The 13,835-nt window shown below is 57.3% G+C and carries 12 protein-coding genes; 4 read left to right on the top strand and 8 right to left on the bottom strand.

Translation table 11 applies throughout. The annotated features are described in order from the left end of the window. The first annotated feature begins 264 nt into the window (after positions 1 to 264). The 3 genes from HUW35_RS13930 (at position 265) to HUW35_RS13920 (ending at position 4,480) form a co-directional block, all read left to right on the top strand. Entirely contained in the window at positions 265 to 840 is a 576-nt protein-coding gene (locus tag HUW35_RS13930) for a hypothetical protein (protein WP_181252868.1), read from the top strand. 646 nt (positions 841 to 1,486) lie between these two features. Next, positions 1,487 to 2,617, top strand: a complete 1,131-nt coding sequence (locus HUW35_RS13925) for a carboxypeptidase family protein (RefSeq protein ID WP_181252867.1) — start codon at positions 1,487 to 1,489, stop codon at positions 2,615 to 2,617. Positions 2,618 to 2,683: 66 nt separating this feature from the next. Continuing rightward, positions 2,684 to 4,480 carry a M28 family metallopeptidase gene (locus tag HUW35_RS13920; RefSeq protein ID WP_181252866.1) on the top strand — a complete coding sequence of 599 codons (1,797 nt, stop codon included), beginning with the start codon at positions 2,684 to 2,686 and terminating at the stop codon, positions 4,478 to 4,480. A gap of 76 nt (positions 4,481 to 4,556) precedes the next feature. Here HUW35_RS13920 and HUW35_RS13915 read toward each other — a convergent pair whose 3' ends face one another. The 6 genes from HUW35_RS13915 to HUW35_RS13890 form a co-directional block, all read right to left on the bottom strand. Further along, positions 4,557 to 5,084: a phosphate-starvation-inducible PsiE family protein gene (locus HUW35_RS13915; RefSeq protein WP_181252865.1), complete on the bottom strand. Its 528-nt coding sequence runs from the start codon at positions 5,082 to 5,084 to the stop codon at positions 4,557 to 4,559. A gap of 152 nt (positions 5,085 to 5,236) precedes the next feature. Further along, the gene (locus HUW35_RS13910; protein ID WP_181252864.1) at positions 5,237 to 6,874 is read right to left on the bottom strand and encodes an AMP-binding protein; all 1,638 of its coding nucleotides are present in this window, start codon (positions 6,872 to 6,874) and stop codon (positions 5,237 to 5,239) included. A gap of 412 nt (positions 6,875 to 7,286) precedes the next feature. Then, positions 7,287 to 7,640, bottom strand: a complete 354-nt coding sequence (locus HUW35_RS13905) for an SCP2 sterol-binding domain-containing protein (RefSeq protein ID WP_181252863.1) — start codon at positions 7,638 to 7,640, stop codon at positions 7,287 to 7,289. Between the two features lie 104 nt (positions 7,641 to 7,744). After that, positions 7,745 to 9,538 (bottom strand): acyl-CoA dehydrogenase C-terminal domain-containing protein, encoded by a 1,794-nt coding sequence (locus HUW35_RS13900; RefSeq protein WP_181252862.1) that lies wholly within the window; start codon positions 9,536 to 9,538, stop codon positions 7,745 to 7,747. Positions 9,539 to 9,899: 361 nt separating this feature from the next. Further along, positions 9,900 to 10,964, bottom strand: coding sequence for an AraC family transcriptional regulator (locus HUW35_RS13895; protein WP_181252861.1), 1,065 nt, complete (start codon positions 10,962 to 10,964; stop codon positions 9,900 to 9,902). Positions 10,965 to 11,010: 46 nt separating this feature from the next. Then, the gene (locus HUW35_RS13890; RefSeq protein WP_181252860.1) at positions 11,011 to 11,217 is read right to left on the bottom strand and encodes a hypothetical protein; all 207 of its coding nucleotides are present in this window, start codon (positions 11,215 to 11,217) and stop codon (positions 11,011 to 11,013) included. Positions 11,218 to 11,468: 251 nt separating this feature from the next. On the opposite strand from HUW35_RS13890, the gene HUW35_RS18900 reads away from it, so the two are divergent. Then, complete coding sequence (locus tag HUW35_RS18900; RefSeq protein WP_255463311.1) at positions 11,469 to 11,591, top strand: hypothetical protein; 123 nt, start codon at positions 11,469 to 11,471, stop codon at positions 11,589 to 11,591. Positions 11,592 to 11,646: 55 nt separating this feature from the next. Here the strand turns inward: HUW35_RS18900 and HUW35_RS13885 are convergent, their stop codons facing one another. Then, positions 11,647 to 13,059: an aspartate ammonia-lyase gene (locus HUW35_RS13885; RefSeq protein WP_181252859.1), complete on the bottom strand. Its 1,413-nt coding sequence runs from the start codon at positions 13,057 to 13,059 to the stop codon at positions 11,647 to 11,649. Positions 13,060 to 13,197: 138 nt separating this feature from the next. Further along, entirely contained in the window at positions 13,198 to 13,632 is a 435-nt protein-coding gene (locus HUW35_RS13880) for a hypothetical protein (RefSeq protein ID WP_078084842.1), read from the bottom strand. Positions 13,633 to 13,835 lie beyond the last annotated feature (203 nt).

Raw genomic sequence — 13,835 nt, 5'->3', positions numbered from 1 at the left:
TATTGGAACAGTTCGCCAGATAGTACAGGCTCGCAAGAATACCGATTTGCCCGCCGCACGGAAAGTGGCGCCAATTGGATCTTTGTGCGCCAGGTCGCAGGCACAACAATACATCGTCGGTATTCTGATCACCGTTGGTGCCATGTATCGACGAATTCCGGCAATGCCACCCCGGGGAGATACCAACAGCCATACCCCTAATAATCCACCCACTGGAACCGCACCATTGACCGCGCTCAGTGGGGCAGCGATGGAGAAATCATCATGCCAGCTTACTTTCGATACTGCAGCCTGTTCATCGTGCTTGCCAATCTGCTTGTGATCAGCAGCTGTGCCGCGCCGGGACAGACCCGCGCGGATCAGCGCCAACATATCCAGCAAACCGAACGCGAAGTCCTGAACGCGCTGTACGACCTGAAGCCCGACCTGCGCACCGACGTGGCTCGCGCCCCGGGATACGCCGTGTTCAGTAACGTCAATGTCAACCTGCTACTGGCCAGCGCTTCCACCGGCTACGGTGTGGCGGTAAGCAAGTCCGGCGAACGCACCTATATGAAAATGGGCGAAGTGGGCCTGGGCCTGGGCATCGGTATTAAAGATTTTCGCGCCCTCTTCGTATTTGACTCCCCCGAAGTCATGAATCGCTTCGTTGAGCGCGGTTGGTCATTCGGCGGCCACGCCGACGCTGCCGCCAAGGCCCAGGACAAAGGCGTCGCGGTAGGCGGAGAAGTGGTCGTCGACGGCATGCGGGTTTACCAGCTCACCGAGAGCGGCATTGCCCTGCAGGCTACGCTGAAGGGAACCAAGTACTGGAAAGACAGCGAACTGAATTTCGATTGACGCTTGTGTCGACTCGCGGGCAGAAACACTTAATGTTTCGGCGGTTAAGCATAACTGCGTCAACTGTCTAAAAGTTAACCGTTTGCACGCCAAGTTTTCACTTGCACAGCGCAGCCCGCAACTGCACTGCCTAAACTTTAAACAGCGCCTACTGAGGTATGTCAGGGAGCAGTACAACGTTTCTGATGGTGCGGTAGTGGTTCGCACCGCGCATTGACCGGGGCAGTGAGAAGTCGTCATTGGTCTGACGCCAGAAATTTCAAGGAGCAGTAGTCTCAGCAGGTGCCGCCATGGATTGGCAGGGGCGCGGTGTTCGCAAGGGCACCGCGCCTTTTTATATCAGGGGTCCTGGAAAAGGTTATTGGAGGGCTTTATTGCACTGGCTCTCTCGCCTATTTCTCACGCACTTTGTCTGTATTGGGCGAGCCGTTTCTGCGCAGCAAAAAAACATACCACTCCACTCGCCTTTCAATATATTGTTCTCAAAAACAAACAGCTGGCAGAGATTTCGTTCAAGCTGCCTTGGGCTATCCTGAATTTTCAGCTCGAATCTGTATCCTGCTAGCTCAAGACAAAAAATGCCGGACCCGCCAATGGCTGCCGGCACTTTCACCCCGTTCGCCCACGAATACTGCGGAGTCCTCGCATGCATATCAGCAGCGCCTTTGACAGCGGCAATATCCAGGTCCTCGACAAAAACAGCACCCCTGTCGAACTCGCCATCAAGATCGATAACCAGTCGGACTTTTACCAGTGGTTCCACTTCCGCCTCGAAGGTGAAGTCGGTAAAGAGTACCCGCTGCGCATTTCCAATGCCGGCAAGGCTGCCTACCCCGAAGGTTGGGAAAATTATCGGGTATGCGCTTCCTACGATCGTCACAACTGGTTCCGGATCGATGCGCAGTACGATGGCAAGGTGCTGGACTTCACCGTTGACCTGGAGCAGCCGAGTATTTACCTGGCGTACTTTGCGCCCTATTCCTGGGAACGCCACCTCGACCTGCTGGCGTGGGCGCAGTCCGACGAGCGGGTACAGGCCGAGACCCTCGGCCTCACCCTGGACGGCCGGGAAATGACCCTGCTCACGGTTGGCAATCCGGATACCGCGAAACAGAAGGTCTGGATGATCGCCCGCCAGCACCCGGGTGAAACCATGGCGGAATGGTTTGTGGAGGGCTTCCTGGAAACCCTGCTGGATGAATCCAACTCCGCAGCACTCAGCCTGCTGGAAGACACCGTGTTTTACGTGGTGCCGAATATGAACCCCGACGGCAGCGTACGCGGACACCTGCGCACCAATGCGGCGGGCGCCAACCTCAACCGCGAGTGGCAGTCACCGAGCATGGAACGCAGCCCCGAAGTCTACCTGGTGCGCGAACGTATGCTCGCTACCGGCGGCGATATGTTCCTTGATATTCACGGCGATGAGGCCCTGCCCTTCAATTTCGTCGCTGCCTGCGAGGGCATCCCCGGCTACGACGACAAACACGCCGAGCTGGAAAATACCTTCAAGCAGGCTTTTGAGAAAATCAGCCCGGACTTCCAGACCGAGCGCGGCTATCCATTGGACAAGCCCGGTGAAGCCAACATGACCGTTGGCACCAACTGGTGTGGCCACCAGTTCCGCACCCTGGCGCTTACCCTGGAAATGCCGTTCAAGGACAATGACAACCTGCCGGACCCTATCGAAGGCTGGTCACCCGCCCGCTGTCGCAGCCTGGCACGGGATATGCTGTTCCCGATCCGCGAAACCCTCGCGTTTATGAACAAAAACTAATTGAAAGACCGGCGGCACGCCGTGCCGCACGCTCCCCTACTTCCAATAACCAGAAAAGGACCCCTTATGCAAAAGCCCTCTGACTGGCGGCGCCTGGCGCTGCCCCTGGCCCTTGCGGGACTTACCGCAATCGCCGGCTGCAGCAAAGAAGCAGCCGACAGCAGCGCCGAGCAGTCTGCCACAGCAGCAGGCAGCGAACGGGCCGCCACACCACCAAAAGACATGCCCACGGCGGAGGTGGTCAGCGAGCCGACCCTGAGCGATGAAGAAAAAGCCGAAGTTGCGGAAATCGCCAAAGACCTGCACAAGCACATCGCGGTGCTCGCCTCGGATAAATTTGAAGGTCGCGCTCCCGCCACCCAGGGTGAAGAACTGACCGTGAATTACCTCGCGGACGAGTTCGAGAAACTGGGCCTGAAACCCGGTGCCACCGATGCGGATGGCAACCCCAGCTGGTTCCAGGAAGTGCCAGTGGTGGAAATGCAAATTGAGAGCACACCGCTCGAAATCAAGGGCAAGGACTTCGAACAGTCCCTGCAACCCCTCACCGACATGGTGGTATTTACCCAGCGCCAGACCGCAGAAAGCCAGCTGAAAGACAGCCCGCTGGTATACGTCGGTTACGGCATCGTCGCTCCGGAAAATGACTGGAACGATTACGCTGGCCTGGATATGAAAGGGAAAACCGCGGTTATCTTGGTAAACGATCCCGGCTATGCCACCCAGGACAAGAACCTGTTCAACGGCAACGCCATGACCTACTACGGCCGCTGGAGCTACAAGTTCGAAGAGGCCGCACGCCAGGGCGCTGCCGGTGCCATCATCATCCACGAAACCGGCGCTGCCGGGTACCCGTGGGAAGTGGTCAGCGGCAGCTGGTCCGGCGCGCAAATCAGCCTGGAGGCGGAAGACAAAAATGCCGATCGCGTAGCGGTGGAGTCCTGGATCACCGGCGACGCAGCCAAGGAACTGTTCAGTGCTGCAGGACTGGATCTGGCGCAGGAAATGGACGCGGCGAAACAACGCGGTTTCAAGCCAAAGCCCCTGAACCTGACGGCCTCCGTCGACCTCAAGAGCAAGGTCCGCACCTCCAACTCGCGCAACGTGGTGGCCAAAATCGAGGGCAGCAAGTTCCCGGATGAAGCCATCATTTACACCGCGCACTGGGATCACCTGGGGGTAAACACCCACGCCGATGACGGGGACCAGATCTTTAACGGCGCGGTCGACAACGCAACCGGTACCGCCGGCCTGCTGGCGATGGCGCACCAGGTATCCAAGATGCCACAGGCGCCTGAGCGCTCACTGGTATTCGTCGCGGTAACTGCTGAAGAGTCCGGCCTGCTCGGCTCCAAATACTACGCCGCCAACCCGGTGGTCCCCCTGGAGAAAACCGTCGCTGGCATTAACTTTGATGCCATGGGCGTACTCGGCCCCATGCGCGACGTGATCGTTGTGGGATACGGCAACAGTGAGCTGGAGCAGATTCTGGAGAAAGCTGCGGCAACCCAGGGACGCTACCTGGCGCCGGAAGATCATCCCGAGCGCGGCTACTTCTACCGCTCCGATCACTTCAGCCTGGCGAAAAAGGGCGTACCCATGCTCTATTTCGATTCCGGTACCGACAGCTTCGAGCACGGCCGCGAGTGGGCGCAGAAGAAAGGCGAAGAGTACACCGCAGAGCACTACCACAAGCCGGGCGATGAATATGACCCCCAGTGGAACATGGAAGGCGCTGCACTGGATCTGGCCCTCGGCCTCGACATCGGTCTGGCGTTAGCCAATAGCCGCGACTGGCCGAACTGGTACAAGGGCAACGAGTTTAAAGCCGCCCGCGACAAAACTGCGGACAGCAGAAAATAAGTGACCCTGCTCGCTCGAGCAGACCAAACGAAAAAGGGGCGCCCTCGGGCGCCCCTTTTTCGTTTTGACCATCGACTCAATCGGTAAGGGACTTACCTTGTCCGTCATCGCGCGCTGCGCCACGGGGCTCGTAGGCCAGCGTCTCCTTCTTGGCAATCAGCCAATAAGTAACGCCCAGCGCGAGCGTCGTCATCGCGATGCCGGCCACAAACTCCGGCCCGGTATCATCCAAATCGAGCACGATCACTTTCCGCGCAATCGCCATTAGCGCCGTGGCAACCACAAGCTGAATCGGAATGACGTTGGAACCCAGGTAGAGCCGGATATTGATAAAAATTTCGATGGAGATCAGCACCAACATTATTGCCCCAAACACGTCAAACAAATCACCGTGGTCGAGCAGTAGCTTGGGCTCCGTCGACAGGCGCTGATACAACACCCAAACCACATCCGCCACGCTCCACATGATCACCAGTGCCATGAGTACCGCCAGAAACCGGATGGAAGCGCGAATGACGATATGCAGTATCCGGATCAGGGGATCTTCGTGCTCGGCAGGCAGCTCTTCATGAAGAATGATATGCCGCCTGTTTTTCTTTTCCATCGCGCGTCTCTTGGGGCTGAGTCAGTGCAACACTAGTTATAGCGCACCGTGTATTTCCTGCACTTCCCCGTTTTCCAGGCACAAAAAAACCGCTGCAAGCAGCGGTTTTTTATGTGTTGCCCTTTTTGCATCAGGCAAAGGCGGCTACCGGATCAGGCGACCGTCGCTTCCTCGAGCTTTTTCAACTCTTCATCGCGCAGCTCGCGACGCAGAATTTTGCCCACATTGGTCTTGGGCAGGTCTTCGCGGAACTCGATATTACGCGGCACCTTGTACGCGGTCATGTTTTCGCGACAGTAGGCCACAACCTCGTCAGCAGTCAGTGACTCGTCTGTTTTTACTACAAACAGCTTCACCGCCTCCCCGCTGCGCTCATCGGGAATACCCACTGCCGCAGCCTCAGCCACCTTCGGGTGCGCCGCCACGATATCTTCGATCTCGTTTGGATACACGTTGAAGCCGGACACGATGATCATGTCTTTCTTGCGGTCGACAATCTTGATGTAACCGTCATCCTGAATCACAGCCATATCGCCGGTCTTCAACCAACCTTCGGAATCAATGGTATCGGCGGTTGCTTCGGGGCGCTCCCAGTAACCTTTCATCACCTGCGGACCACGGACACACAGCTCACCCGGGGTGTTATTCGGCAGGTCGTTGCCGTTCTCATCGATCACCTTGACCTCGGTACCCGGCACAGCCACACCTACGGTACCCAGCTGCACGGCGTCCGCCGGGTTGAAGGAAACCACCGGTGCGGTTTCTGTCATACCGTAACCTTCGGTTACCACACAGCCAGTCATTTTCTCCCACTTCTCCGCCGTTGCACGGGTCAGGGCCATACCACCGGAACAGGTAGTGTGCAGCTTACTGAAGTCCAGCTCGGCAAATTCCGGGCAGCGCATCAAGCCGTTGAACAGGGTGTTGAGACCACAGAACCCGGTAAAGCGCTTGCCTTTCAGGGTTTTCACAAAGCCCGGGATATCCCGCGGGTTCGGAATCAGCAGCGAATGGCTGCCGGTGGTAAACAGGCACATACAGTGCAGGGTGAACGCGTAGATGTGATACAGCGGCAACGGCGCGATGTAAAACTCCTCGCCTTCACGCATGGAGTCGCCCAGCGCCTCGCGCACCTGCTCCATGTTGGCCACCAGGTTGCGGTGGGTCAGCATTGCGCCTTTGGCAACACCCGTGGTGCCGCCGGTATATTGCAGCACAGCCAGGTCGTCCGGTGTGCGCTGCACTTCCTCGTGGGGCTGAGAGGCGCCGGCAGACATGGCATCACGGAAGTTCACGGGGTTGCTGAAGCTGAACTCCGGCACCATCTTTTTAATGTATTTGGCGACGCTATTGATAAGGATGCGCTTGAGCGGCGGGTGCAGGTCGGCAATTTCGGTAACAATCACCTGCTCCACGGAGGTTTCGGGAATCACCTCGGAAGCGGTATCGGCAATGTTTGCCAGCACCACCAGCGCCTTGGCACCAGAATCGTTCAGTTGGTGCTTGAGCTCACGCTTGGTGTACAGGGGATTGGTGTTTACCACGGTAAGGCCGGCACGCAGCGCACCGAATACCACAACGGGATACTGCAGCACATTGGGCAGCTGCACCGCGATGCGATCGCCCGGTTTCAGACCGGTCTTGTTCTGCAGGTAGGAGGCGAAGTTGGCGCTCAGACGGTCAATATCCCCAACCGTCAATGTGTGCCCGAGACAGGTAAAGGCCGGTCGATCGGCGTATTTGGCCGTGGCAGACGAAAACACGTCGATAATGCTGCGTTCGATGTCCAACTTATTTCTCCCAAAATGTTGTTCTTGTGGTGCTGTCCGCGCAGTGCGGAACGCCCCTTAACCCGGGATTATCGGTCAGGTTGCGGACCGAAGATACCATGACGTGGAAATTAACCAACCGCGAAAATTCGCAGCCGAATGCCCCATTCTGGTACCCATGTCCGTATATAGACGAAATCCTCGAGCGAAGCGCTCTGCGGACAGATGATTATTGTAAGTTTTGATAGTTATTCGGTGAATGTCGCTATGCGAGGCAAATAAGGCGCCTGAATTTTGAGACTCCGTTATTTTTCTCTGTTGTTTGTTATATAAGCCGCCAGTTTTCTCCTGGAGAACCGGCTCGGCAATCACTGCTGTGAATATTGGAGCACTGATTACACAGCACTTCTATTCCGCCCGAGGTAATACCCGGTCAGCCGTGTGCGGAGAACAGATCCGCCAGCGCTGCCGCCAGCTCGCGGTTCCCGGTGTAGCGGATATCCCCCAGCAGGAACGCATGCCGGGCACTCAACTGGCCATCGCTAATGTCTTTCAGGGTGTTGAAAGACATCTCCAGTTCAAGATCCGCGTCTTCTGTGAGGCCCGCTATCTGCTTAGCCTCGATAGACTCGCTGGTCGCACCCGTGGACGATTGTACTTCATCCCGTCGTTGCTCGACCTGCAGATAAAAATCGCTGCCATCAGGCAATCGGAACTGTATCCGAGCGGTTTCGGGCAGACAAGTCAGTTGCTGCAGCCGCTCAATGAGTTGCACGGGTAGATGCATCGAAGCTCCGCGTAAAAAAGATCCCGCCATCACCGCCATTGGCAAAGGCCGGATTCAAAAACACCGCCGCTGTTACCAGCGGCGGTGTTTTGTCTACATCAAACTCAGAATACGAAGTGTTCCGCATCCAGGCTCATCAGGTTTTCGGCGCCGCTCTGCATCGCGCTGGCATGCATGCAAGTGCGCGGCAGGATACGGTCGAAGTAGAAGCGCGCGGTCGCCAGTTTGGCGCGGTAGAAGTCTTCTTCCGCAGTACCCGCGGCAATCTGCTCGTTGGCAACCTTGGCTGACAGTGCCCACAGGTATGCCTGTACCGCGTAACCGGAGTACATCAGGTAGTCCACGGAAGCAGCACCCACTTCATCGGGGTTCTCCATGGCCTTGACACCCACGTTCATGGTCAGCTCGCCCCATTCTTTGTTGATTTCCTGGAGCTTGGCGACGTAAGGCGCGAGCGCTTCGTTGTCGACTTCTGCCTGGCAGAATTTGTGCACGATCTTGGTGAACTTGCGCAGCAGTTCGCCCTGGCTCATCAATACCTTGCGGCCCAGCAGGTCCAGCGCCTGGATGCCGGTGGTACCTTCGTAGATCGTGGAGATACGGGAGTCACGAACGTTCTGCTCCATGCCCCACTCGGCGATGTAACCGTGGCCGCCGAAGCACTGCATGCCCAGGTTGGCGGACTCGTAACCGGTCTCGGTCAGGAACGCCTTGGCAATCGGCGTGAGGAATGCCAGCAGATCGTCAGCATCCTTGCGCTCTTCATCGGAACCACTCTGGGAGCGGTCTACCTGTTGCGCACACATCAGGACCAGCATGCGACCGCCTTCGGAGAAGGCTTTCTGGGTCAACAGCATACGGCGCACATCGGGGTGCACGATGATCGGGTCCGCCGCGCCTTCCGGGTTTTTCGGGCCGCTCAGGGAGCGCATCTGCAGGCGATCCTTGGCGTATGCCAGGGACTTCTGGAAACCCGCTTCCGCGTGCGCCACGCCCTGCAGGGCAGTACCCAGACGCGCAGTGTTCATGAAGGTGAACATGCAGTTCAGGCCCTTGTTGGGAGGACCAATCAGGAAGCCCTTGGCGCCGTCGAAGTTCAGCACCGCGGTGGCGTTGCCGTGAATACCCATCTTGTGCTCCAGGGAGCCACAGGTCACACCGTTGCGCTCACCCACGGAACCGTCTTCGCTGGGCAGGAACTTCGGAACGATAAACAGGGAAATACCCTTGGTGCCGGCAGGCGCGTCGGGCAGGCGGGCGAGCACGATGTGCACGATGTTTTCCGCCATATCGTGTTCACCGGCAGAGATGAAAATCTTGGTGCCGGTAATGGAATAAGAACCGTCGTCGTTGGGCTCGGCTTTGGAGCGCAGGATACCCAGGTCGGTACCACAGTGCGGCTCGGTCAGGCACATAGTGCCGGTCCAGGTGCCTTCTACCAGTTTGGTCAGGTAGGTGTGCTTCTGCTCGTCGGTACCGTGGGCTTCCAGGGTGTTCATCGCACCGTGGGACAGGCCCGGGTACATGCCCCAGGACCAGTTGGCGGTACCCACCATTTCGCTCAGGATGGTGCCCAGGGACGGCGGCAGGCCCTGCCCACCGTGATCCACGTGGTGCGCCAGGGACGGCCAGCCGGCCTCTACGAACTGCTGGTAGGCTTCCTTGAAGCCCTCAGGGGTTTTGACTTCACCGTCATTCCAGGTACAGCCCTGCTGGTCGCCGATCTGGTTCAGGGGAGCCAGTACGTTTTCACAGAACTTGGCACCTTCTTCCAGGATGGCGTCGACCACATCCGGACTCGCGTCTTCATAACCCAGCGTTGCGTAGTGCTGATCCCAGTTGAACAGCTCGCGCATCGCAAAGCGCATGTCACGCAGGGGAATTTTGATCTCGCTCATCCTGTATACCCTCTTTCGATATTGGTCGTCGGTGGACCGGGTCTTGTTATCCCGGGAGTCATTGCCGGGCTGCGGAAGATCCACGCCTGTCGGTGACTCAACTTTTACTTTTATTCATATTAGTTGCAAATCGGCAATACTCACTATGGCGAAAAGAGTCCAAAGCACTAACAAAATACGGCGCGAAATTGACAAAAAACTGCCTGACGCAGCGGTCAAAAATGCTTTGGGGCAGGAATATTTAGCGGGTAGAAGAAAATCGAGGGTGGAGCCACAGTCAGTGGCTCCGAAGGGAAGAGGCTGCGTCAATCTGGTGCAAGCGCGCTGGCATGGCTGCCCGGAGACGACACCTGAAAGACGCTTACAGCCCGGCCGAGGTGGAGCGAGGGCTTTTGCGATATTCGCCGGGTGTCACCCCGGTCCACTTCTTGAACGCGCGAAAAAAAGCACTCGCCTCGTCGAAACCGAGCATTTCCGCGATCTGGGTATTGGAGAGATCCGGACAGCTCAGATAGTGAAACGCCGCTTCCATTCGGCACTCGTCTTTCAGTTTCTGGTAAGACGTATTCTCCTGCTGGAGCTTGCGACGCAGGGTAGTAACCGACATATTCAGGCGCTCGGCGACCGCCTCTGCCGCCGGCATGGATTCGCTCACATCCCGGTTGAGAATGGTCTTTACCTTGGTCTTGATGCTGTTGGCATTGCCGTCACTGATCACCAGGTGGTAGGGCGCGGTGCGGATAAAATCCTCTACCGTCTGCGGGCTCTGCACAATGGGATAGTCCAGGTAGCGGCTCTCGTACTCGAGCGCATTACCCGGCTGGTCGAACAGCAGCTCTTCCGCTTCACTCTGCGCCAGCGCGAGGAACTCTTCCGGACACGAAAAAGAAAAATGTAATTTTGCCAGCGGGATTTCCCGACCGACCAGCCAGCAATAAAAGCGATGCCAAACCGCCAGGGTGGTGCGGATGACCCCGGGCGAAGTCTCTGCAATCAGTTGATCAAACTCACCGGGCTGCAGGGAGCTGATGCCCTCGATGACCACGCGATCCTTGTCGCCCTCCCGGTACAGCACCGGCTTGACGCGAAACCCCCGGCAGATCTCCATAAACTGGGCGCTCAGGGTGATCGCCTGCCGCACCGTTGCGCAGTTCACCACGGTCAGGCACAGCAACCGGAAGGAGCCGGAACGCACCCGCCCACCGCTCAACATACCAAACCACTCGTCCTGTGACAGCCACATCACACGTTGGTAAAGACGTCCGTACTTCACCGCGGAAAACGCGGCGGTATCCTCCAGATCCTGTTCGGAAATACCCACCGACCCCAGCAGTTCCGCGCGATCGCATCCGTGCTGGGAAGCTTCATCCAGCAGGCGCTGCACATAGGTAATCGGGATTCGAATATCTTCGTGGGTGTTTTCCATTCGACAACTGGCGACCTGGTCAGAAGTTAAGGTTAATCCGTTTTTATTACTTGTCGCGGCGATTGCGAATCCAGTTCAACAGTGCCCCGAAGCCGAATGCCACGGAAACAATCACTGCGAGGAACACCAGCATCAACACCAGATAACTGAGCACATCCGCCACCGGCAGGTCCCAGCTCCAGATCGCCGCTGCAATAAATGCGATACAGGCGAGTACACTGGTGATGAACGAACGGCGGCGTTTGTTGGCCATAACAAAAACACTTTGGCTGGGAAATGAATGGTTGGTCGGCGAACTGCGCCAACACTACCCTTAATAATAGTGAGGCAACCGGCACCCACCGGTAACCGGTGGCGAAGGCACACTCGCGGTGTGGACTGCGGGGTCTGGCGCCACTCTCGGCGCAGAATCGTGCAGCATCGACCTGCAGCTGTCAACGAACCGGGGAATCATCCGCTTCTTGAGGGAGCTGGGCAAACCAGGGATCAATGGAGGTGCAGACCATGGGCAAACGATTACTTTATCGCAGTGAAGACAGGAGCATCCTGCGCAAACTGGCTATCTGGGTCGAATGCATGATGCTGCTGACAGGTTCGATACTACTGGGTATTCTGCTACTCAGCTGACGTATACGCTGCCGGGACTTACCTGCCACCACTCTTCGGGTCAATCAAGGGTTCCTCAGTCACCATCTATGATTCCGCCCTGACTCAGCCGCGCCGGGTCGAGAAGCTTTTCCAATTCGCTTTTGGAAAGATTCGTCATTTCCACCGCAACATCCAGTATCGGCCGACCACTGGCATAAGCCGCCTTGGCGATTTCCGCCGCGCGCGCGTAGCCGATTACCGGGTTGAGCGCGGTTACCAGGATCGGATTCCTCGCCAGGGCCTGCTGCATACGCGCTTCGTTCACTTCAAACCCTGCTATCGCCTTATCTGCCAGCAAGCGGGTGCCGGTGCTGAGTATCCGGATGCTTTCCAGCAGGGAAAATGCAATGACCGGCAACATGACATTGAGTTGAAAATTTCCACTCTGCCCCGCCACTGTGATGGTGGTGTCATTGCCGATGACCTTGGCCGCAACCATGGCCACAGACTCCGCAATTACCGGATTAACCTTGCCCGGCATGATACTGCTGCCCGGTTGTAGTGCAGGCAACGCAATCTCACCAAACCCGGCGAGGGGGCCGCTATTCATCCAGCGCAGGTCATTGGCGATCTTCATCAGCGCCACCGCCAGCGTTTTCAATTGTCCGGAAACTTCCACTGCCGTGTCCTGACTGGCAATGGCCGCAAACAGGTTCTCCGCCGGGCGCAGGTAAACACCGCAATCGCCACTCAGCTTGCGCGCAAAGATCTCGGCAAATTCTGCGTGCGCATTCAATCCCGACCCCACTGCGGTGCCGCCCTGAGCCAATTGCTCGAGACGCGGCAGTGAATTTTCGATCCGCTCCTTGCACAGGCGCACCTGCGCCGCCCACGCATTCAGCTCCTGAGATAGTGAAACCGGTACCGCATCCATCAAGTGGGTGCGACCAGTTTTGATCACACCGTCCACCGCTTCTGCTTTCTCCTCGGTCACATCGATCAGGTGTACCAGTGCCGGCAGGAGTTTGTTTTGCAGCGCCAGCAATGCGGAAAGATGGATCGCCGAAGGAATCACATCGTTACTGCTCTGACACATATTGACATGATCGTTGGCGCCTACCGTCAGGCCACTGTGCTCCGATGCCATGTGGGCCAGCACTTCATTCACATTCATATTGGTGCTGGTACCGGAACCGGTCTGGAAAATATCGATGGGGAATTGTTGCTGAAAGTCGGTTTCAGACAGTTGCTCACAGGCTGCGATAATCGCCTCGGCCACCTCTTTTTCGAGTAGACCAAGACACAGGTTTGCCTCGGCCGCCGCTTTTTTTATCGCCACTACCGCACGCAGGAACTCCACCGGCAGGGTGTATCCGCTGACGGGGAAATTCTCCACCGCACGCTGGGTCTGGGCACCGTAACGTGCGCCCTGTGGCACTCGCACTTCGCCGAGGCTGTCTTCTTCGATACGATAATTTTCCGGTGCCCCGGATGTGGATTCAGGCATGCGCAACCCCCGGTCGGAATTTGACTGGATATCTAGGACTGATACATCAGGACTAGCGTAGCGTAGAGAATATGGAGTCGCGAAGTCAAAAATGCCGGGCTGGCGGGGAGCCAGATACAACCGGCCTGTGGATACCGGTCAGATACTGACACGCCCTTCCTGGGTCCACTCGCAGCGCACCTGCATATCGCCACAACCGGGCTCATGGTAGAGGCCCGCGGCCTCCCAGGTGAACGAATGAGTACCGGAGAGTTCGGTTTCGAGGTGTACTGTGGCAGAAACCCAGTACATGCTTTGCAGCAATTCCTCAAACTTCTGGATCCAGTGATTCCACTCGTACTCTACCGCACGGTAGGACGCGCCGAAATGAATGACGTCCGTCTGGTACTGGGACTGCTTGACCTTGATGGTGGGAATCGAAAACATGTCGCGGCACAGAAACGGCCACTCGTCGGCGCTCGGCAACGCGAGGACAGCTTCGCGATTGACCCGGCGTCGGTCACTGCCGCCGGTCAGGCTATTACTGTCTTTGATACAGCCGTAAACAATGGATTCCTGATCGCCCTGAATCACTCTGCGCTAACCCCTACGCTGCCCTCGCAGCGTAATCACGACTGCCTGCAGGCCAATTCATAAAACTTTATCTGCCAACTGTAACGGCGCAAACCGCAGAATGCCACTGTGGAAATCGGCGAAATCGGCAATCTCGTCGCAATTTCCACATATGAATTGTGCGGTGACGCACCGGAAGGATATGCGGGTGCCTATCCTCCAGA

Source organism: Microbulbifer sp. YPW1 (assembly GCF_013367775.1).
In the GTDB taxonomy this organism is placed as follows: Bacteria; Pseudomonadota; Gammaproteobacteria; order Pseudomonadales; family Cellvibrionaceae; genus Microbulbifer.
The sequence above is the reverse complement of the archived record's forward strand: the minus strand, read 5'-3'. Positions and strand labels throughout refer to the sequence as shown.